The organism is Enterobacter vonholyi, from assembly GCF_040834095.1.
GTDB classification, from domain to species: domain Bacteria; phylum Pseudomonadota; class Gammaproteobacteria; order Enterobacterales; family Enterobacteriaceae; genus Enterobacter; species Enterobacter vonholyi.
Genome location: NZ_CP162152.1, coordinates 2,352,565 through 2,373,371, shown reverse-complemented (window position 1 = coordinate 2,373,371; position 20,807 = coordinate 2,352,565). Strand labels below are relative to the sequence as shown.

The 20,807-nt window shown below is 57.6% G+C and carries 18 protein-coding genes; 13 read left to right on the top strand and 5 right to left on the bottom strand.

The window, feature by feature from the left end:
- The first annotated feature begins 56 nt into the window (after positions 1–56).
- The 8 genes from AB3N39_RS11200 (at position 57) to AB3N39_RS11165 (ending at position 8,304) form a co-directional block, all read left to right on the top strand.
- Positions 57–1,466, top strand: coding sequence for a PLP-dependent aminotransferase family protein (locus tag AB3N39_RS11200; RefSeq protein WP_127731091.1), 1,410 nt, complete (start codon positions 57–59; stop codon positions 1,464–1,466).
- A 271-nt stretch (positions 1,467–1,737) separates the two neighbouring features.
- A complete protein-coding gene (ydcS, locus tag AB3N39_RS11195; protein WP_023344246.1) occupies positions 1,738–2,883 on the top strand; it encodes a putative ABC transporter substrate-binding protein YdcS in 1,146 nt (381 codons plus the stop codon).
- Positions 2,884–2,900: 17 nt separating this feature from the next.
- Positions 2,901–3,914 carry an ABC transporter ATP-binding protein gene (locus tag AB3N39_RS11190; protein ID WP_252093053.1) on the top strand — a complete coding sequence of 338 codons (1,014 nt, stop codon included), beginning with the start codon at positions 2,901–2,903 and terminating at the stop codon, positions 3,912–3,914.
- Position 3,915: 1 nt separating this feature from the next.
- Entirely contained in the window at positions 3,916–4,860 is a 945-nt protein-coding gene (locus tag AB3N39_RS11185) for an ABC transporter permease (protein ID WP_367896730.1), read from the top strand.
- On the top strand, positions 4,850–5,656 hold the full coding sequence (locus tag AB3N39_RS11180) for an ABC transporter permease (RefSeq protein ID WP_133294527.1): 807 nt from the start codon (positions 4,850–4,852) through the stop codon (positions 5,654–5,656). Before AB3N39_RS11185 ends, AB3N39_RS11180 begins: the two co-directional genes overlap by 11 nt.
- 24 nt (positions 5,657–5,680) lie before the next feature.
- Positions 5,681–7,105, top strand: a complete 1,425-nt coding sequence (gene patD, locus AB3N39_RS11175; protein WP_367896729.1) for an aminobutyraldehyde dehydrogenase — start codon at positions 5,681–5,683, stop codon at positions 7,103–7,105.
- 182 nt (positions 7,106–7,287) lie between these two features.
- Complete coding sequence (locus tag AB3N39_RS11170) at positions 7,288–7,461, top strand: GhoT/OrtT family toxin (protein ID WP_013096478.1); 174 nt, start codon at positions 7,288–7,290, stop codon at positions 7,459–7,461.
- An 87-nt stretch (positions 7,462–7,548) separates the two neighbouring features.
- Positions 7,549–8,304, top strand: coding sequence for an alpha/beta fold hydrolase (locus AB3N39_RS11165; RefSeq protein ID WP_367896728.1), 756 nt, complete (start codon positions 7,549–7,551; stop codon positions 8,302–8,304).
- A gap of 71 nt (positions 8,305–8,375) precedes the next feature.
- Here AB3N39_RS11165 and AB3N39_RS11160 read toward each other — a convergent pair whose 3' ends face one another.
- The 3 genes from AB3N39_RS11160 to AB3N39_RS11150 are packed head-to-tail and all read right to left on the bottom strand — an operon-like array spanning position 8,376 to position 14,882.
- On the bottom strand, positions 8,376–10,553 hold the full coding sequence (locus tag AB3N39_RS11160; RefSeq protein WP_367896727.1) for a virulence factor SrfC family protein: 2,178 nt from the start codon (positions 10,551–10,553) through the stop codon (positions 8,376–8,378).
- A complete protein-coding gene (locus AB3N39_RS11155) occupies positions 10,550–13,531 on the bottom strand; it encodes a virulence factor SrfB (RefSeq protein ID WP_367896726.1) in 2,982 nt (993 codons plus the stop codon). Before AB3N39_RS11155 ends, AB3N39_RS11160 begins: the two co-directional genes overlap by 4 nt.
- A gap of 4 nt (positions 13,532–13,535) precedes the next feature.
- On the bottom strand, positions 13,536–14,882 hold the full coding sequence (locus AB3N39_RS11150) for an SrfA family protein (RefSeq protein WP_367896725.1): 1,347 nt from the start codon (positions 14,880–14,882) through the stop codon (positions 13,536–13,538).
- Positions 14,883–15,165: 283 nt separating this feature from the next.
- Between AB3N39_RS11150 and AB3N39_RS11145 the strand changes: the two genes are divergently transcribed.
- Positions 15,166–16,764, top strand: coding sequence for an ABC transporter substrate-binding protein (locus AB3N39_RS11145; protein ID WP_115875270.1), 1,599 nt, complete (start codon positions 15,166–15,168; stop codon positions 16,762–16,764).
- Positions 16,765–16,814: 50 nt separating this feature from the next.
- Entirely contained in the window at positions 16,815–17,048 is a 234-nt protein-coding gene (locus AB3N39_RS11140; RefSeq protein WP_248174327.1) for a YdcY family protein, read from the top strand.
- A 3-nt stretch (positions 17,049–17,051) separates the two neighbouring features.
- On the opposite strand, the gene AB3N39_RS11135 is transcribed toward AB3N39_RS11140, so the two are convergent.
- Both AB3N39_RS11135 and AB3N39_RS11130 read right to left on the bottom strand, forming a co-directional pair.
- Positions 17,052–17,501: a DMT family transporter gene (locus AB3N39_RS11135; RefSeq protein WP_367896724.1), complete on the bottom strand. Its 450-nt coding sequence runs from the start codon at positions 17,499–17,501 to the stop codon at positions 17,052–17,054.
- Positions 17,498–18,016, bottom strand: a complete 519-nt coding sequence (locus AB3N39_RS11130; protein WP_115875262.1) for a GNAT family N-acetyltransferase — start codon at positions 18,014–18,016, stop codon at positions 17,498–17,500. The genes AB3N39_RS11135 and AB3N39_RS11130 overlap by 4 nt, the downstream gene beginning before the upstream one ends.
- 148 nt (positions 18,017–18,164) lie before the next feature.
- Here AB3N39_RS11130 and AB3N39_RS11125 point away from each other — a divergent pair, with 148 nt between their 5' ends.
- From AB3N39_RS11125 to AB3N39_RS11115, 3 genes are all read left to right on the top strand, one after another.
- Positions 18,165–18,740 carry a helix-turn-helix domain-containing protein gene (locus tag AB3N39_RS11125; protein WP_008501301.1) on the top strand — a complete coding sequence of 192 codons (576 nt, stop codon included), beginning with the start codon at positions 18,165–18,167 and terminating at the stop codon, positions 18,738–18,740.
- A 65-nt stretch (positions 18,741–18,805) separates the two neighbouring features.
- Positions 18,806–19,846, top strand: a complete 1,041-nt coding sequence (locus tag AB3N39_RS11120; protein ID WP_133294520.1) for an NADP-dependent oxidoreductase — start codon at positions 18,806–18,808, stop codon at positions 19,844–19,846.
- A gap of 254 nt (positions 19,847–20,100) precedes the next feature.
- The gene (locus AB3N39_RS11115; protein ID WP_367896723.1) at positions 20,101–20,769 is read left to right on the top strand and encodes a GntR family transcriptional regulator; all 669 of its coding nucleotides are present in this window, start codon (positions 20,101–20,103) and stop codon (positions 20,767–20,769) included.
- The last annotated feature ends 38 nt before the right edge of the window (positions 20,770–20,807 follow it).

Sequence of the window (20,807 nt, the reverse complement as noted above, 5' to 3'; positions counted from 1 at the left end):
CTAAATCTTCTCTTTTTCTCCTGCTGATATACACTGTCAGCCACAAGGAGAATCTGATGAAAAAATACCAGCGTCTGGCGCAACAAATTATCTCGCAGATAGAGCTCGGCGTATGGCTGCCGGGCGATAAGCTGCCTTCTCTGCGAGAGCAGGTGGCGAGCAGCGGCATGAGTTTTATGACCGTTGGCCACGCGTATCAGATGCTGGAAAGTCAGGGGCGCATTGTCGCCAGACCGCAGTCGGGCTATTACGTTGCCTCGCGCCCGACCGCACATCAGCCTGCTCCACCTGCCCAGGTGATGCGTGACGAAGTCGTGGATATTAACACCTACATCTTCGACGTCTTACAGGCCAGCCGCGACCCGTCCGTTGTCCCTTTTGCCTCCGCCTTTCCCGACCCACGGCTTTTCCCGCTGCAGCAGCTCAACCGCTCGCTGGCGAACGTCAGCAAAACCGCGACGGCGATGAGCGTGATTGAGAACCTGCCGCCGGGTAACGTCGATCTCCGCCACGCCATTGCCCGCCGCTACGCGCAGCAGGGGATGAACATCTCCCCGGAAGAGATTGTGATCACCGCAGGCGCCCTTGAAGCGCTCAATCTCAGCCTGCAGGCGGTGACCGAGCCGGGCGACTGGGTGATTGTCGAAAACCCCTGTTTCTACGGCGCACTGCAGGCGCTCGAACGCCTGAAGCTTAAAGCGTTGTCGATTGCGACGGACGTCCGTGAAGGGATTGACCTGAATGCCCTTGAGCAGGCGCTGAAGGAGTATCCGGTTAAAGCCTGCTGGATAATGACCAACAGTCAAAACCCGCTTGGCTTCACGCTGAGCGCGGAAAAAAAAGCGCAGCTTGTCGCCCTGTTAACGCAGCACAACGTTCCTCTGATTGAAGACGACGTCTACAGCGAGCTCTATTTTGGGCGCGAAAAACCGCTTCCGGCGAAAGCATGGGATCGTCAGGATATGACGCTGCACTGCTCGTCCTTTTCAAAATGTCTGGTGGCCGGTTTTCGCATCGGCTGGGTTGCGGCAGGAAAACACGCGCGACGTATTCAGCAGCTGCAGCTGATGAGCACGCTCTCCACAAGCTCACCTGTGCAGCTGGCGCTGGTTGATTACCTGGCGACGAAACGCTACGACGCCCATCTGCGCCGCCTGCGGCGTACGCTCGCCGAGCGAAAGCAGCAGGCCTGGCAGTCCCTTTTGCGCCATATGCCTGCCGGCGTCAAAATCCATCATAATGACAGCGGTTACTTTTTATGGCTGGAGCTTCCGGCGCATCTGGACGCGGGGCTGCTGAGCGAAAAAGCCTTAACGCACCACATCAGCATTGCCCCCGGAAAGATGTTTTCCACTTCTGACGCATGGACGCCGTTCTTCCGTTTTAATACGTCGTGGGCCTGGGGAGAGCGAGAAGAGCAGGCGGTCATTCAGTTAGGCAAATTAATTAGCACGATGCTTGAATAATCCTTTTTTCGTTTTTTAAATATTCATTTCTTATCCTGATGACGGCACTGTGAATATTTCGCGGTGCCCTGTCATAGGAAATCTGCATACCGTCTCTCGCGCCTAACTCCTTGTCTATAATCCAGTTAACGGGGAATGCGCCCTCGGTCACACCTTGATGAAATTTCCTGAAGCCGTACGGTGCGGCGCATTTGCGCGGTCTACGTTTAATGAGGGAGATATTTTTACGGCACGGCTGCCGCTAAATTTCATTGCGACAGGAGTAACCCTTATGAGCAAAAAATTTGCCCGCAGCAGCCTGTGCGCGCTCGGCATGACTATCATGACAGCGCAAGCCGCAGAACCTCCAAAGGCCATCGGCGACGGGGAAGGTCGACTGGATATTATCGCCTGGCCGGGGTACATCGAACGCGGACAGACGGATAAAAACTACGACTGGGTCACCCAGTTTGAAAAAGAGACCGGGTGTGCGGTCAACGTCAAAACGGCGGCCACGTCGGATGAAATGGTCAGCCTGATGGCGAAAGGGGGATATGACCTGGTCACCGCCTCAGGTGACGCTTCCCTGCGCCTGATCATGGGCAAACGCGTCCAGCCGATTAACCCCGATCTTATCCCCAACTGGAAAACCCTCGACGAACGGATTGTGAAAGGGGAATGGTTTAACGTCGGCGGGAAAGTCTACGGCACGCCGTACCAGTGGGGGCCAAACCTGCTGATGTACAACACCAAAACCTTCCCGACGCCGCCGGACAGCTGGAGCGTGGTCTTTACCAAACAGGATCTGCCGGACGGGAAAACCAATCAGGGACGCGTGCAGGCGTATGACGGCCCGATTTACATCGCGGATGCCGCGCTGTTCGTCAAAGCCACGCAGCCGCAGCTGGGTATCAAAGACCCGTACCAGCTTACCGAAGCACAGTATGCTGCCGTGCTTAAGGTGCTTCGCGACCAGCATGCTCTGATTCACCGCTACTGGCACGACACCACCGTCCAGATGAGCGATTTCAAAAACGAGGGCGTCGTGGCCTCCAGTGCCTGGCCGTATCAGGCGAATGCCCTGAAGGCCGAGAACCAGCCTATTGCAACCGTCTTCCCGAAAGAGGGGGTGACCGGCTGGGCGGATACCACCATGCTGCACGCGCAGGCAAAACACCCGATGTGCGCCTACAAGTGGATGAACTGGTCGCTGACGCCGAAAGTGCAGGGCGATCTGGCAGCATGGTTTGGCTCCCTGCCCGTGGTGCCGGAAGGGTGTAAAGCCAGCACGCTGCTGGGCGATAAAGGCTGTGAAACAAACGGTTATAACGAGTTCGACAAAATCATGTTCTGGAAAACCCCCATCGCCGAAGGCGGCAAATTTGTGCCTTACAGCCGCTGGACGCAGGATTACATCGCCATCATGGGCGGTCGTTAATTGCCCGGGAGCAGAACATGACGTACGCGGTAGAGTTTAACAATGTTTCCCGTCTGTACGGCGACGTACGGGCGGTGGATGGGGTCACCATTGCGATTCGTGACGGAGAGTTTTTCTCCATGCTGGGGCCTTCGGGCTCCGGCAAAACCACCTGCCTGCGCCTGATAGCCGGTTTTGAACAGCTGTCAGGCGGCACGATTTCTATCTTCGGCAAAGAGGCGAGCGAACTGCCTCCCTGGGAGCGGGATGTGAACACCGTCTTTCAGGATTACGCGCTGTTCCCGCATATGTCGATCCTCGACAATGTCGCCTACGGGCTGATGGTCAAAGGCATCGACAAGAAAAAACGCCATGCGCAGGCCCGTGATGCCCTGGAAAAAGTGGGCCTGAGCTTTGCCGTTGCCCGCAAACCTTCGCAACTTTCCGGCGGCCAGCGGCAGCGTGTCGCCATCGCCCGCGCGCTGGTCAATGAGCCGCGCGTCCTGCTGCTGGACGAGCCCCTGGGCGCGCTCGATCTCAAACTGCGTGAACAGATGCAGTTCGAGCTGAAGAAGCTTCAGCAGGAACTCGGCATCACCTTCATTTTTGTCACCCACGATCAGGGCGAGGCCCTTTCAATGTCAGACCGGGTGGCGGTGTTTAATAACGGGCGCATCGAGCAGGTGGACACCCCGCGCGATCTCTACATGCGTCCGCGCACACCGTTTGTCGCGAGTTTTGTGGGCACTTCCAACGTCTTTGATGCCGGACTAGCGCAGAAAATTTGCGGTATGGAAGGCAGCTATTCCCTGCGTCCGGAACATATTCGTCTTAACGAGGGCGGAGACGTTCAGGTTCAGGGCATCGTGCAGGCCGTTCAGTATCAGGGGGCGGCCACGCGGCTGGAGCTGAAGCTCGCAGATGGCGCCAAACTGTTGGTGAGCCAGGCCAATCTCAGTGAAACCTCGCCGCTGAGCGGCATTGCGCCGGGGCAGGCGGTGATGGCGTCATGGTCACGCGAGGCGATGATTCGCCTGCACGAGGAGAGGTGAAATGTCTATGAGTGTCGCGCATCCTCCCGCCTCGCACGGCCGCTTCAGCCGCATGACGGCGCTGTTCTGGCGAAAACCGTCGCTCGGCCTGTTCCTGCTTCTGCTCGCGCCGCTCATGTGGTTTGGCATCGTCTATTTAGGATCGTTGCTGACGCTGCTGTGGCAAGGTTTCTACACCTTTGACGATTTCACCATGGCGGTCACGCCGGATCTGACGCTGGCGAACATTCAGGCGCTTTTCAACCCGGCTAACTACGACATCATCCTGCGAACCTTAACGATGGCGATTGCGGTGACGATTGCCAGCGCCATTCTCGCATTCCCGATGGCCTGGTACATGGCGCGATACACCCGCGGCAAGTGGAAGGCTTTCTTCTATATCGCCGTGATGCTGCCAATGTGGGCGAGCTATATCGTCAAAGCCTACGCCTGGACGCTGCTGCTGGCGAAGGACGGCGTGGCGCAATGGTTTCTCAACCATATGGGGCTGGAACCGATCCTGACTTCACTCCTTACGCTCCCGGCGATTGGCGGCAACACCTTATCCACCTCCGGGCTGGGACGGTTTCTGGTCTTCGTTTACATCTGGCTGCCGTTTATGATCCTGCCTGTCCAGGTGGCGCTGGAACGCCTGCCGGCCTCGCTGCTGCAGGCCTCGGCCGACCTCGGCGCGCGCCCGCGCCAGACCTTTCGCTACGTCGTTCTGCCGCTGGCCATTCCGGGCATTGCGGCGGGGTCCATTTTCACCTTCTCCCTGACGCTGGGGGATTTCATCGTTCCGCAGCTGGTGGGGCCGCCGGGCTACTTCATCGGTAACATGGTCTACTCGCAGCAGGGTGCCATTGGCAATATGCCCATGGCCGCCGCGTTCACGCTGGTACCCATCGTGCTTATTTCTCTTTATCTGGCGTTCGTGAAACGTCTGGGAGCATTCGATGCACTCTGAACGCGCACCGCTGTTCCTCAAAGTGGCAGCGTGGGGAGGCGTCATCTTCCTGCACTTCCCGCTGCTGATTATCGCGACCTATGCCTTTAACACCGAAGACGCTGCCTTCAGCTTTCCGCCGCAGGGGCTGACGCTGAAGTGGTTTAGCGTGGCGGCGGGGCGCGGCGATATTATTGAATCCGTGACGTTGTCACTTCAGATTGCCGCGATCTCCACCGCGATTGCCCTTGTGCTTGGCACGCTTGCTGCAGCGGCGCTGTGGCGAAGCGAGTTTTTTGGAAAGAATGCGATCTCGCTGTTGCTGCTGTTGCCGATTGCGTTACCGGGGATCATCACCGGCCTGGCGCTGCTGACGGCCTTCAAAACGATCGACCTTGAGCCGGGCTTTTTCACCATCGTGGTGGGACACGCCACCTTTTGCGTGGTGGTGGTGTTTAACAACGTAATTGCCCGGTTCAGGCGCACCTCCTGGAGTCTGGTCGAAGCGTCGATGGATCTCGGGGCCGACGGATGGCAAACCTTCCGCTATGTGGTGCTGCCCAATCTGGGTTCAGCGCTGCTGGCCGGGGGTATGCTGGCGTTTGCCCTGTCGTTTGACGAGATAATCGTCACAACATTTACGGCGGGACACGAGCGCACGTTACCGCTGTGGTTGCTCAACCAGCTCGGGCGTCCGCGCGACGTGCCGGTCACCAACGTCGTGGCTCTGCTGGTGATGCTGGTGACAACTATCCCCATTCTGGGAGCCTGGTGGCTAACCCGCGACGGCGAAAACATTGCCGGCAGCGGGAAATAACAGTGAATTCAACAGGAAAATGCTATGCAAAAACATCTGCTGATAAACGGTGAACTGGTTGCCGGAGAGGGTGAGAAACAGCCGGTTTATAACCCGGCCACCGGAGAGGTGCTGCTGGAGATTGCTGAGGCGTCAGCGGCCCAGGTCGACGCGGCGGTTCAGGCGGCCGACCGTGCTTTTGTGGCGTGGGGACAAACGACGCCGAAAACCCGCGCCGAGAGCCTGCTGAAGCTGGCGGATGCGATTGAAGCCCACGGCGAGGAATTTGCCCGGCTCGAATCCCTCAACTGCGGTAAGCCGCTGCACTGCGCGCTGGGTGATGAAATTCCGGCGGTGGTTGACGTTTTCCGTTTCTTTGCCGGGGCCGCCCGCTGCCTTAACGGGCTGGCCGCCGGAGAGTACCTTGACGGCCATACGTCGATGATCCGCCGCGACCCGGTGGGCGTGGTTGCCTCTATTGCACCGTGGAACTACCCGCTGATGATGGCAGCCTGGAAACTGGCACCCGCGCTGGCGGCAGGGAACTGCGTGGTGATTAAGCCCTCTGAGATTACGCCCCTGACCGCGCTTAAGCTGGCAGAGCTGGCAAAAGATATCTTCCCGGCGGGCGTTCTTAACGTGCTGTTTGGTCGGGGCAAAACGGTCGGCGATCCGCTTACCGGACATGAAAAAGTCCGTATGGTCTCGCTGACCGGTTCAATTGCTACCGGGGAACATATCATCGGCCATACGGCGTCCTCCATTAAACGCACCCACATGGAGCTGGGCGGTAAAGCGCCGGTGATCGTGTTTGATGATGCCGACCTGGATGCGGTCATCGAAGGGGTGAGGACGTTTGGCTTCTACAACGCCGGGCAGGACTGTACCGCCGCCTGTCGTATCTACGCGCAAAAGGGCATTTACGCCGCGCTGGTGGAAAAACTGGGTGCCGCGGTTGCGAGCCTGAAAATGGGCGCACCCGAGGACGAATCAACCGAGCTGGGGCCGCTGAGTTCGGCGGCGCATTTATCCCGCGTGTGCAAAGCGGTGGATGAAGCCAAAGCCCTGAGCCACATCACCGTCGTGACCGGGGGCAGCAAAAAAGAGGGGGCGGGCTACTACTTCCAGCCAACCCTGCTGGCGGGGGCCAAACAGGAAGATGCCATTGTGCAGCGCGAGGTGTTTGGCCCGGTGGTGAGCGTCACCGAATTTGATGATGAGGCGCAGGTGTTGGCCTGGGCGAACGACTCGCAATACGGCCTGGCGTCTTCGGTCTGGACCAAAGACGTGGGCCGCGCCCATCGCCTGAGCGCGCGCCTGCAGTATGGCTGCACCTGGGTGAATACCCATTTTATGCTGGTGAGCGAAATGCCGCACGGCGGCATGAAACTATCGGGCTACGGGAAGGATATGTCGGTCTACGGGCTTGAGGATTATACGGTCGTGCGGCATGTCATGATAAAACACTAATCCTCCCAGCCTGGCCGCATGCGCGGCCAGGCGTTCTCCTTGCCCGCCACACGTGTTACGAAAGATACTCAATTGTTATTAGCCGTAATTTTTAAGTGGTTATTCTGTAACGAAAAAACTTGATCTGTGTCAACATATGACGCATATTGCGTGCGGTTATTTTTTCGGCTCTGGTATACAGAATGACGTTGTATCAAAAGATGTTGGTTTTTTACGCAATCATGGCTTCCATCTGCGCATTAATCACCTGGTTCCTCTCTAAAGACCGCAAACGTATCCGCCTGCTCAGCGCTTTTCTGGTGGGGTCAACCTGGCCAATGAGCTTTCCCGTTGCGCTGCTGGTCTCGCTTTTCTGAAGCACGCTTCCAGTTTTAAAAGATGAACATAGCATTCCTGATGTGGTAACTGTATAAATACACAGTGCATCATAAAAAGGAGTGCTTATGAACAGTTTTTACTCGCAGCAGGCCGGTTGCACCGTGCGCTGGCATGACCTGCCCGGCACCGGCGATCCCGTGGTGTTTATTCACGGGCTGGGCTGCGCCTCTTCCTACGAATATCCCCGCGTCGTACATGACCCGCTGTTTGGCGCGCGCAGAGCGATTCTCATCGACTTGCCCGGCAGCGGCTACAGCGATAAGCCTGAGCACTACAGCTATAAAACCACTGACCAGGCGCACGTTGTCGCGGAACTGATTGACCATCTTGAGCTGGATTCCTTCTGGTTATACGGCCACAGCATGGGCGGCAGTATCGCTATCGAAACGGCGGGGCTGCTGGGGTCGCGCGTGAAGGGACTGATGGTGTCAGAGCCCAATTTCCACGCGGGTGGGGGCATGTTCAGCCGGTCCATTGCAGCGCAAACCGAGCAACAGTTTCTGGAGCAGGGTTATGACGCCATGCTTAGCGCAGAAAAAACGGCGTGGGCCGGGTGCCTGCAGAGTAATGCGCCGTATGCCGTCTGGCGGGGCGCATCGAGCCTGGTGGCGGGCGTTGAGCCCGAGTGGGAAGCGCAGTTCCTGTCACTCCCTTGCCCGGTAACGTTGATTTTTGGCGAGCTCTCTCTGCCGGATGACGATGCGGATAATCTGAAGCAAAAGGGCGTTGAGGTAAAAATTATCCCTGCGGCGGGGCACTCGATGTCGTGGGAAAACCGCTCTGCGCTGGCGCGGGCCTTAGCCGAATGTATGACGATGTGATTATTGTGCGATTTATCATCGTTGCGAAATGTAGGCCGGGTAAGCGCAGCGCCACCCGGCAAGAAGGGCGGCTACTTTATTAAAGCCCGCAGTGCCTGACGTGCGTCAGGCTGAACATCATGCGGGTGCTGGTAATCAATGTTCTCTATCGCGCGGCTATAGAGTGCGACCAGCCAGTCGTACACGTACGCGGTGGCCGCATGTACAGGCTGTTCTCCCAGGCGCGTCAAACGAGGCTCGGCGCTGCTGACCACCGGCGTGACGAAGATGGCCTGGCCCTTGCGGATGCGGCTTGCCGGACGCGTCGCCACGGGCGTCTGGTCGTAACCCAGCCAGCCAACGAAATTGCCCATCACGGCATGCAGCTGTGCCGCGCTACTTTTATCCGCTTCGACAATGCGCTGAAGCTGTTGAGGCAGATCCAGCCGGTAGCTGGTGACGACCAGCACATCCGCGATTTGCTGTAACACCTCAGGATCCAGCCCAAGACGGGCGGCGGTCGCCTCGTTGCGGCTCCACTGGCGCAGATGATTTATCCAGACTCGGTGCGCGAGACGCGCTTTGTCTTTTGTCTGGAACAGGCCAGTGCTTTCCTGGGCGTTCTCGGCAAACAGGTCAATGGTATCCGTAAATAGCCCGTTAACCTGCTCCTCGCGAGGCTGCTGAACGGCGAGCAGCGTTTCAAAGGCATTCAGAGGCGGCAGCATGCCTTCAAGCAGTTCGCCGTGGCGGGCGGCGCTGCTTTGCAGCATGCGCACCATGTTTTCCGCCTGAGCGCGTCTTATCCCCGGTTCTTCAACCAGCGGTGCCAGATAGCTTTGCATCAGCGCCGACAGCTCCTGACGCAGCGCGTTTTTCAGCGTGCCGAGACGCTTCTGTCGCTGCGCGGGTAACGTGGCCTGAGACAGCCATTCGATGACGCGCTGCATGCTGTGGCTGTCCAGCGCCTGCAGCGTGCCCCAGCGTAAACCCGGCTTTCCGAGCAGATGCTGTACGGCTTCATCGAGATTCTGCCGGGTAGTAAAGCGGGCGTCATGCGGGGTGATCGCCCACACCAGCCCCGGCAGGGCAGATTCTTCAGCAGGCTGCGTCTCCTTCACCCAGTTCATTAACACTTTTGCTTTTTTGGCCGTCTGTTCGTGCTGTGCCGTCGCGTTGCAAATCACCAGCACATCCGGCTGAAGCTGTTGACGGTAATGTTCAAGAAGCCACTGGGATTTTGCCTGGCGTAGCGGATCGGCACGGTTATCTTCAAAAACCGGAATATCAATAATATCGACGTTATCCAGAGCCCCGTTCTCAACCGGCAGCACCAGCTCGCGGGTCAGGAATGCCAGCACGTCGACCGGGATGCTGATGGCGTTAAGCATTTCACCGCTATTCAGCGGATGAAGCAGCGTCTCCTGCGCGTCCTGAAGGTCTAACGCGCCGTCGTGCGTCAGGAACCCTTCACCCGGCAGCCCAAAGCTGTCCACCAGCAGGCTAAGCGGGGCAGCAAGATCGCCGGCATGGCTGGTCTGGTGCAGCACATGGGCCAGTTTTAACCACTGCTGGGTCAACTCCTGCTGCTCGCCCCAGAGCAGCGACCAGACGCTGGCTCGCGTGCTGAGATCGAGAGAAGGTACCAGTTGGGCAAACTCATGCCACAGGGCATCATCAATTTGCTGCTTAGCGGCGGGAACCGTGCTTTGCCAGAAGCGGGCAATCGTCCCCACTTCCTGAGCCGTGATGCCGGGCACGCTCTGCGGCTGGCGCAGCCCGCGCCACTTCTCCAGACGTGTCTCAATGACCGCTTTATCCACCGCGCGCATCTGTGGATGGAGGGTCGTACGGGCAATAAAAAGCTGTACTAGCTCGGCCTCGGTGACAAGACTCAGACGCAGCGGGAACGCCTCATCCGCCACCTCCGTGTTTTCACGGGTAAAGCGGACGGCCATGTTGGTCAGGGCATGTCCCGGATTGATATGCGAAAAATAGTCAAAGGTGCGCTGGCCCGGCGTCACGTTCAGGCGTCCATTACCGCTGCCGCAAAGAGACAACAGCAGGTGCGCTTTCGCGCTCTGCGAATGGCCGTAAAGCCCAACGCTGCTCTGGCGGGTCATGGCGCGTTCAATGGCCTGCTCCCGCGCCTGCGCCGCGTTGATGCGGGCAAGCAGGGCGTCGGCATCGTTATCCAGCACAGGGGCGTTCAGGCGCGTCTCATTAATCCACCCAATTAAGGCCTGAGTGGTGGTCGTCGTCTCTGTCATTTCAGGTATACGCTCCCGCTGTCGATCCAGTAGTGGCTACCGCTGTGTCGGCGATCGGCCAAAGTGTTCAGTTTGAAGGTTAATGCGTCAGGCGCAACAGGCGTGCCGTCCTGCAGCCAGGCATCGCTCAGCTCGAAGGCCTCCGGCCCCTGCTGCTTGCTGCCGCCGCAGAGCCTGAGCCGCACGTTCAGCACGCCGTCACCGGCAATGGCTTTCGCCAGTTCAGCCGAGTTGATGCTGAGCGTGTAGAGCGGCGTGGCGGGCCAGCGCGCGTTCGCCAATTGGCGGAAGCCGAGAGTCACGTTACCGCGCAGCGGGAAGTGCAGACGCGCGTCAAGCTTCGCGCCGGGTTTATCCAGGTCGATATCCTGGTACCAGACGTTTTCCTCGGGCAGGGTATTGACGGTGTTATCCAGCACGCCCAGATAGCGCACGGTGGAATACGCGCCAATGTCCGCAGCTTTAAAGTTGAAGCGCGGCAGGCGCAGGTCAAGCGCCAGGCTGCAGAGCATGGCCCCGACGGCGGCTGTCGATTTCGGGTTGCCAATGCGCCCCTGCTGGCTGAACGGATACCACTCATGTACCTGGTATTTATCCAGCCAGACGATACGGTTGACCGGCACCGGCTGCAGATGTCGAATGAGCGCCTGCACGCCGGGCAGGCAGCCGGGGCGTCCGGTGATCAGCAGAATATCGCAGCTGTAATGTGAAATCGCCTCACACACCGCGTGCAGCGGGGAGGCCAGCGTAAACTGCCCGGCCAGCATCGCATCCTGCATTTCGCGGAAGCTGACGTGCAGCGGCACGGCGAACAGGTCGAAAGCGTCAGAGCCCGCAGGCAGGGCATGATCGATCGCCTGCTGCAGATAGTTCATCACGTTGCGCGTCGGCTTCTGCGGCAGGAGATCGCCAAAGGTGGCATGCAGACCGGCCAGCGGATCGTCAACGTCGCTCGATTCCCACGCGGCAAGAATGGCATGGCCAATCGGCATAAAGAGCTGCAGCGCCGTCTGCTGGCGGAGTACGGCCTGGGTATCAATACGCCCGGAGTCGCCGAACAGCGAGGCCATCAGCAGCGAGGCATCAGCAATACCGGATTTCTGCAGCTGCGTTTGCAGCGCGGGCAACACGTAGCGCTGAATCACGTCCAGAAGCGTATCGTCGCCCGCGACCTTAAATCCTTCACGGAACAGCAGCTGAGGGGTGATTTTGACGTTATTGCCGGAACCGTCGTCCAGCTGATAATGGGTGATCGCCATATCCGTTGTGCCGCCGCCGATGTCGATGGACGCTACGCGCAGCGTGCGGCCCGGCTGGCTACCCGGCTCAGGTTCGCGGTCCGGACGAGCAAGAGAGGCGAAGAAGGCTTCGGTCTGGCCGCCAAAGCGGGAGATGGCTTCGTTATACAGCCAGACCAGCTGACCGCAGCTGGCTTCATCCCACTCCATCTGGATTTCAGGTACCGGCACCACGCTTTTTTCCTGCTGTTTGCGGGTGACAAAATCCTCATCCTGCGGGTGCCATCCCATCGCTTTCCAGACGATGGCGATGGCTTCAAACATGCGGCGACGGAAGATCTCGCGCTCCTGCTTTGGCATGGCGGAGGGCAGCGTCAGGATCAGCGTGCGCAGCTGGCGCGGCGACGCCGGGAATCCCAGACGTAAGCGCGTGGCGACGCTGTTGATCTGCCCCAGCGCCTGAGCCAGCAGCTCGCACAGCATGTGGGTCATCAGGGTGCTGCGGCTGTACTGCGGAGAGAAGACCGGCAGCCGTTCGTCCTGCGGCAGCGTGAAGAGCGGCTCGCCGTCATCGTTCATCAGGTTCATCAGCGGAAACGCGGTGGCAAGCGGTTCACGCTGGGTCTTGCTGTTCATCTGGCTAAAGCGCCAGTCCTGCACGACCGGCGTTTCATCCCACAGGTAGCGACGCGGGCTCGAGATGCCGCTGTTGCCTTCGGTCCCCAGACGCTGCATCGCCAGCTTGCGGGCTTCATCACCCACGCGAACAATGGACGGCCAGACAAAGGCATCTTCGCGACCGCTTTCGACCGAGAAGTGCTGCTTGCCAAAACGCGCTTCCGAAAACTCGAGACGGCTGGTGAACAGCGGCGCATTCAGGAACTGCGGCTCGCTTAGCGAGCGAACCTGCAGCTCGGCGGTCTGGCGCAGGCCATCGTTGGCATCGCCGTGGTCTTCAATAATGACGCCACAGGTGTGGGTATTGCCCACGTCGAGGATCAGATCGACCGGAATGGCAGGCGTGCTGAGCGTATGGGTAACAAATTTCACTTCCGGCACGATGAGCTGTTCACCGAGCATGGTCATCAGGTTGAGCCAGTGGGCCTGATATTCAAAACCGCGCATCGCCTGCTGGAGATCGCGTTCTGAGCGGTTTTCAACGCCGTCGGCATACTGGGTAAATGCCTCGCGCAGCCAGCCGTCAATCCACGTCTGGTCGAGGAAGCTTTCAACCTCCTTATCTCGCCAGGCCAGCGCGAAACGGGTCCCGTTCAGAATATCGTTTTCAACCGGGGAAAGGGCGGAGGTGGCGTGTTCAGCAATCTGGCTGTCAAGGGCGAGAGTGACGCGGTGCGTATTGCCTGCCGTGTCGGGTGTATCCAGCCTGCGCACCTGAACGCGCGCCCAGTTATCCGGCCCCTCAACGAAGGTTCGCGGCGGGTTGAAGCGCAGGAACGGAACCGGAAGCCAGACGCCGTCCAGCACCGCCAGGGACTGATGCAGCGGGATGGTGGTTTCCGGCTTAACCACTTCAGGCTGCCCGCCGTTCGTTCCCGGCAGGGTATAGCGCCCGTTAACAAGGTCGAAATCGAGTCGCAAAAGCGGGCCGTTCGCGGTTTTACGTACGAAGCGCCCGTTGCTGGCGGTGTCCTGCGGCGTCAGACCGAAATCAAGGAACTGCACGCCGCTGTTGGCAATAAGCGTGACGCTTTGTTTATAGTCGCAAAGATTTACCAGCATAGAATCAGGCACCTGCTTTCTTGAACGTCAGTGGAACGACGGTATTGGCATCATAACGGGCGCGACATTCTGCGATATCGCTGGCGCCTGCTTTACAGGCAACTTCCGGCATCGGGTAGCGGGAACCGTCGGTGCAGCGGGCAGTACCGCGACTTTTAATCATCAGCTCGCCGTTGCTGTGCAGCCCGGAGAAGACCTCCGCGCGGCAGACGACGTTGTCGCCATGGACAACCCGGGCGAAGCCTTTATTGTTCTGGATCTGATAGCGCATTGACGGCGGTTTGCCGGTGACCGGATCTTTCACGTCGAGAACCGCACGCCAGGTACCGTTCAGGAAACGCGTCGATCCCGCTTTCACCTGATTCGCTTCCATCACCATGGCATCTTTCGGGATGGCGACAATCACCACCGGGGCAGGCTGTGGCGCAGGCGCCGGAGCAGGCTCTTTTTCTTTGTTCGCCAGCACCTCTGCCTGATGCAGCGGCAGTTTCATCGCCAGCGGCTCAACCGCTTTGATCGGCTTTGGCGCAATCTCGACGGGTTCTGGTGCGGGCGCCGGTGCGGGCTCAGCGGAAGGCGACTGTTTTGGCCACAGCAGCGGTGCGGCAATGGCGGCAACGATCACGGCAGCAACCGGCAGCGTCCACAGGGGAACACGACGTTTTTTCGCGACGATCGGCACAGCTGGTTCCTGAGCGGGTTGCGCAACCGCCGGGGCTGGCTTTGGCTCATACAGCTCTTCCGGCGTGATGCGCACCACCGTGGAAGGGGCGATCAGCGGCTCGTCGGCGTGTTCAAAGGCTACAACCGGTTCTGGCTCAGGCTCGGGCTCAGGATCTTCAATCACAACGGGGGCAGGCTCAGGGACCAGCGATTCTCGCAGGCAGTCGAGAACATCGTCGCGCGCATTTTCGTTCAGGTTTACAAAGCCCCAGAAGCTGATGACCGGCTTTCCGTCCACCAGGAAGAGGAAGTTTTCACCCGGGAACTGAAACGCCTTTGACAGCAGAGAGCCAAAAAGCTGCTGCGCGGTTTTGGGGGACTGGAGGCATTTCTTGCTTAACGACTCAACGCTGGCGAGCATGTTTTCCAGATAGCGCAGGGCGCGATAGCGGTCATCTTCATCTGCCGCTTTCCAGCTGGTTACGCTCCCTTCAACGGGGGAATACCAGTCCACGCGGTCACCGCTGTCGTTGACCTGAGGGATCGCCAGACAGTCGACGATGGCCTGTTGTTTGCGCAACCGGAGCGCTTCCCGGATTTGTAACGCTGATTCAAAAACGGCTTGTCCGCCGCCGCCAACGGCCTGAAAGTCATCCAGGTTACCGCTGCGTAAAAGAGTTTTTGCCACGATTTGATCCCATATACTTCTTCACACCGTTACTTTAACGAAATGAGGAAGCAACCAAACGGGGGAAGAGACGCTAAAAGGGCCGATTTCTTGCGGCATAGAAAGTGACGGTTGTGCTTGACGAATAATGGAACTTAAGGCAAATCATCTTTTTGGGCGCTGGCGGTTAAAACAGCAAAAAACGCGGCTTTAGAATAACCTGATAGTGTTTCGTTATTTGCCAGGTCAAAACGCCTGTGCTGTTATTACTGTCCTATATAATAAAACTGTCAGGGTTATAACCATGTCTACAGGGAAAACACTGCTCGCTCTTGCGCTGAGCGCGCTGTTACCAGCCGGTGCCGCATGGGCGGCAAACAACGACACCCTTATTTACTGTTCTGAAGCGTCCCCCGAGTCCTTCAACCCGCAAATCGCCAGCTCTGGCCCGTCTTTTGTGGCCAGTTCTCAGGTACTGTACAACCGCCTGATCAATTTCGACCCGGTGAAAAACACCCCTGTGCCGTCGCTGGCAGAGTCCTGGACAATCTCGCCGGACGGAAAGACTTATACCTTTGCCCTGCGCAAAGGGGTGAAGTTCAACAGCAATAAATATTTCAAACCGACGCGCGACTTTAACGCCGATGACGTTATTTTCTCGGTCATGCGTCAGAAAGACCCTAAACACCCATATCACAACGTGTCGCAGGGCAACTACGAATACTTTAACGATGTGGGTCTCGATAAGCTGATCCAGGACGTTAAAAAGGTCGACGATTATCACGTTCAGTTCACCCTCAGCGAACCCAACGCCGCGTTTCTGGCCGACTGGGGGATGGATTTCGCCTCCATTCTCTCCGCCGAATACGCCGACGCGATGCTGAAAAAAGGCACGCCTGAAAACGTAGACACCTGGCCGATTGGTACCGGGCCGTACGTCCTGCAGCAGTATAAGGTAGATTCGCTGATCCGCTACGTCGCGAACCCGAACTACTGGGAAGGCGAAGTGCCGACGAAGCATCTCATCTTCTCCATTACGCCAAACGTGGAAACCCGCCTGGCGAAGCTGCAGACCAACGAGTGCCAGATTATTCCTGCGCCATCCCCGGTTCAGTTTGATGCCATTAAGAACAACAAAGACCTGACGCTGCACTCGGTCGATGCGCTGAACGTCGGCTATCTGGCGTTCAACACAGAGAAAAAACCGTTCGATAACGTGCTGGTGCGTCAGGCGCTTAACTACGCGACCGACAAGAAGGCCATCGTTAATGCGGTCTTTATGGGATCGGGCACGGTGGCAAAATCGCCGATCCCGCCAAATATGCTGGGCTTCAATAAAGACCTGAAGGACTACAGCTACGATCCTGAAAAAGCGAAAGCACTGCTGAAGCAGGCGGGTCTGGAGAAGGGCGCGGAAGTCACGCTGTGGTCAATGCCGGTTCAGCGTCCTTATAACCCGAACTCGCGTCGTATCGCGGAGATGATCCAGAGCGACTGGGCGAAAGTCGGCGTTAAAGCCAAAATTGTCTCCTACGAGTGGGGCGAATATCTCTCCGGAATGCGTAAAGGCGAACATGACTCCGCGCTGTTTGGCTGGATGTCCGATAACGGCGACCCGGACAACTTTGCCGACGTGCTGCTGGGCTGCAACAGCATTAAAACCGGATCCAACGCCGCGCGCTGGTGCGATAAGGGTTATGATGATCTGGTGCAAAAAGCGAAGCTGACCAGCAGCCCGGCCGAGCGCGCGAAACTTTACGGCCAGGCGCAGGAGATTTTCTACCAGCAGGCGCCTTGGATCGCGCTGGCCAACGGGAAAACGTTCTACGCGACCCGCAGCAACGTGACCGGATACAGCGTGAGCCTGATGGGCAGCGATTTCTCTAAGGCAAAGCTGAACTGATCGTTTGCCCGGTGGCGCTGCGCTTACCGGGCACATAACAAGGAGTGACAATGTCACATTTAAATGAAGTTATCGCCCGCGTCGATGCCGCCATCGAAGAGAGTGTGATTACCCACATGAACGAGCTGCTGATTGAATTAAGCGATGATGCTGAGCTCAGTCGTGAAGATCGCTATACCCAGCAGCAGCGTCTGCGCACCGCGATTTCGCACCACGGTAAGCAGCATAAAGAGGAGATAGACGCACGTGAGGAACAGCTGACGAAAGGCGGCACCATACTGTAACGTTTAAAACTGGCGTCGCGCCACCAGCCAGGCTCCGACCACCAGCATCACCGCACCGCACACCGGGCCAATCAGGGCGCGCAGCGGAATGCCATGGCTCCTCAGCACGTCCATTACCAGCCCGCCAATCAGCTGGCTTGCTACCAGCACGGCGATGGTCGTCGCCGCGCCAACGTTCTGATATCCGCTGATGCTGGCAAACACGAAAAACGACCCCAGCAGCCCCGGGATAAGCGTCCACCAGCGAACCGTTGCGGCCAGCTCGCTGAACCCGGCGACGCCCTGTTTCAGCAGCAGAATGCTGACAAACAGCACAATGCCGACCAGGGAGTTCAGCAGCATCGCGATGAGAATGGTGGAGGAGGACTGGGTGATACGCACCATCAAGGTGTTTTGCACCACCAGACCAATTCCCGCCGCCACCAGAAACGCCAGCGTCAGCGTCTGATTCATGGGATTGCGTCCGGTTCGCTGCGCTCGTCCAGCTGCAGCTGCATAAAGGTTAAGTCCAGCCAGCGGCCAAACTTGGTTCCCACCTGCGGCATCTGCCCCGTGATGACAAAGCCGAGCGTTTCGTGGAGGTGAATCGAGGCATGGTTTTGCGCTTCAATCCCGGCCACCATAACGTGTTTACCGATGGCGCGGGCCTCGTTTATCAGCGCGATCATCAGCGTGCGGCCAATGCCTTTTCCCTGATGTTCCGGGTGGACGTAGACCGAGTGCTCAACCGTATGACGAAAACCGTCGAAGGCGCGCCAGTCGCCGAAAGAGGCGTAGCCGGTAATCACGCCGTCTTCTTCGCTTACCAGAACCGGGTAACCCGCGAGAGTGCGTGCCTCAAACCAGGCGATTCGGTTATCAGTATCGACGGTTTTATCGTTCCAGATCGCGGCAGTATGCAGCACCGCGTGGTTGTAAATCTCTCCTATCGCAGCGCAGTCTTCTTTGCAGGCATGACGAACGATCATGATTAAACCTCTGTGTGTTGTTCACTATAGTATTACGTTGTGGCTACGATATTACACAATCGTATAGCTCGAACGCTACGGCATAAGCCATATTTTTTTGTTATCAAAAGCCCATTGAAATGCTCTTCATTCACTATAGTATGACGTCATGAACACCATAACAGACACGATGAATCAACGGATTAGCGCAAGAATTCGCCTGGAGCGTGAGTCTCGCGGATGGTCCCTGAGCGAGCTGGCCGACCGGGCAGGCGTCTCCCGCGCCATGATCCACAAGATTGAACGCGGGGACAGTAGCCCGACGGCCACCTTGCTTGCCCGCCTGTCAGGCGCGTTTGGCATCAGCATGTCCACGCTGATTGCCCGGGCCGAGATGCAGGAAGGCAAGCTGCTGCGCCTTGCAAACCAGCCCGTCTGGCGCGATCCGCAGACGCACTACCTGCGCCGTCATGTTTCTCCCCGCACCGATCTGCCCATCGACCTTGTTCAGGTTGAACTGCCTGCGGGCAGCGATGTTCCGATGCCTGCCTCTTCTTACGCGCTGGCGCGTCAGCTTATCTGGCTGCAGTCCGGTGAGCTGGTGTTTCAGGAGGGCGACACTCGCCACGAAATGCACGCCGGCGACTGTCTCGAACTGGGGCCGCCAAATGACTGCCGGTTCATCAACGAAACGAATGAAACCTGCATCTATCTGGTTGTACGGCTTAACCAGTCCGGCTCGTAATGCTAATGCGATAACGCCGATCGTGAGCCAGGCTGTAATAACATTTGTACCAGAAGGAGATCCTGATGAATCAATCTGTTTCGCAAAATCGCCGCTGGGTGCTGGCCTCTCGTCCTCAGGGCGCGCCGGTGGCGGAAAATTTTCGTCTGGAAACGCAGCCTGTTCCAGCCCCTGTTGAGGGGCAGCTTTTGCTTCGTACCGTCTGGCTGTCGCTGGACCCGTACATGCGGGGGCGCATGAGCGATGCGCCATCCTATTCACCGCCGGTTGAGCTGGGTGCGGTGATGGTGGGGGGAACGGTCAGCCGGGTTGAGCAGTCAAATCATCCCGATTTCAAACCGGGTGAATGGGTGCTGGGCTACAGCGGCTGGCAGGAGTATGACCTCTCGGACGGCAGCGGCCTTGTGAAGCTGGGCGAAAATCCGTCTCATCCTTCCTGGTCGCTGGGGATACTGGGTATGCCGGGCTTTACCGCCTATATGGGGCTGCTGGATATCGGGCAACCGAAAGCCGGTGAAACGCTGGTGGTGGCTGCGGCAACCGGTCCGGTTGGCGCGACCGTCGGGCAGATCGGCAAAATCAAGGGTTGTCGGGTGGTTGGTGTGGCCGGTGGCGCAGAGAAATGCCGCCATGCCGTTGAGGTTCTCGGGTTTGACCTGTGTCTGGATCATCACGCGGCCGATTTTGCCGACCAACTGAAGCACGCCTGCCCGAAAGGAATTGATGTCTATTATGAAAACGTTGGCGGAAAAGTATTTGACGCCGTGCTGCCGTTACTCAATACCTCCGCGCGCGTGCCGGTATGCGGTCTGGTAAGCGGCTACAATGCGACGGGATTGCCCGAGGGGCCGGATCGCCTGCCGCTCCTGATGGCGACCATCCTGAAGAAACGCATTCGTATGCAGGGCTTTATCATCGGACAGGATTACGGGCACCGCATTAAGGAGTTCCAGGAAGAGATGGGGCGCTGGGTGCAGGAGGGGAAAATCCACTATCGCGAACAGGTAACGGACGGGCTGGAGAACGCCCCCGAGGCGCTGATTGGCCTGCTGGAAGGACGAAACTTCGGCAAAGTCGTGATTCGCGTCGCGAGTGACAATAAATAAACAGCAATATGGCGGGGTTTCCCGCCATATTTATTTGTGAAGATACGATATATTGTCTTTAATTACTGGACATAGCTTTTCGCGCCATCATCCCGGATGAGCCCGAAAACGATAAAAAACAAAATTTGCTTTTTTTGCTGTTTTTACGTACTTCCCACCACCAGGCATGACGATACAGGATATATCGGACCAGCGCCGTTTTATTAAAACTGGCGTTTAAAAATAGCATTAAGTTTTAGCTACAGGAATTCCACATGCTTGATTTGGATCACTTAGAAAAAGCCCAAAGGGTCAGTCTTACTATGCAAGTTGAACTCAGTTTGAAAGGAGCGTTAATTACAGGCTCACTCAAACCTGGGGCACGACTGATTACGAAAGAAATTGCCGATAAATTAGGAACCAGTATTACCCCTGTTCGCGAGGCGCTTTTGCGCCTGGTGTCATCAGGGGCATTACACGCTACGCCCGCGCAGGCATTTCTGGTTCCGGAGGTTACGCTGGAGCGCTATAACGAGATTAACGCCATAAGAAAACAGCTTGAGCCAATGGCGGTCGCCGCAGCCTGTCGGAATATGTCTGATAGCAAACTGGAGGCGTTGCGCAAATTGTCGGATGCCTTTCATGAGGCCATGCGCAACGGGAACGTCCAGCAGGCATTGCATGCGAATCGCGTCTTCCGGTTTACGCTTTATCAGTATGCAGAAATGCCAACGCTTAATGCCTTAATTGAGCAGCTCTGGGTGCGCATCGGGCCCTGTATGAACTATCTGCATCAGGAGCTTAACGACATCAAAGCCTCGACATATCACTATGACGAACTGCTTTCCGCCCTTGAGCGAAGAGATGTTGTTGCCTGCCAGAAGGCGATTGATAAGGTGATTGATGAAGCGAATTTGCTTTTACAGCGACAATATTTTAACTAAGAGATTATTTAGCAGGGCGACTATATTTCGCACCTAAT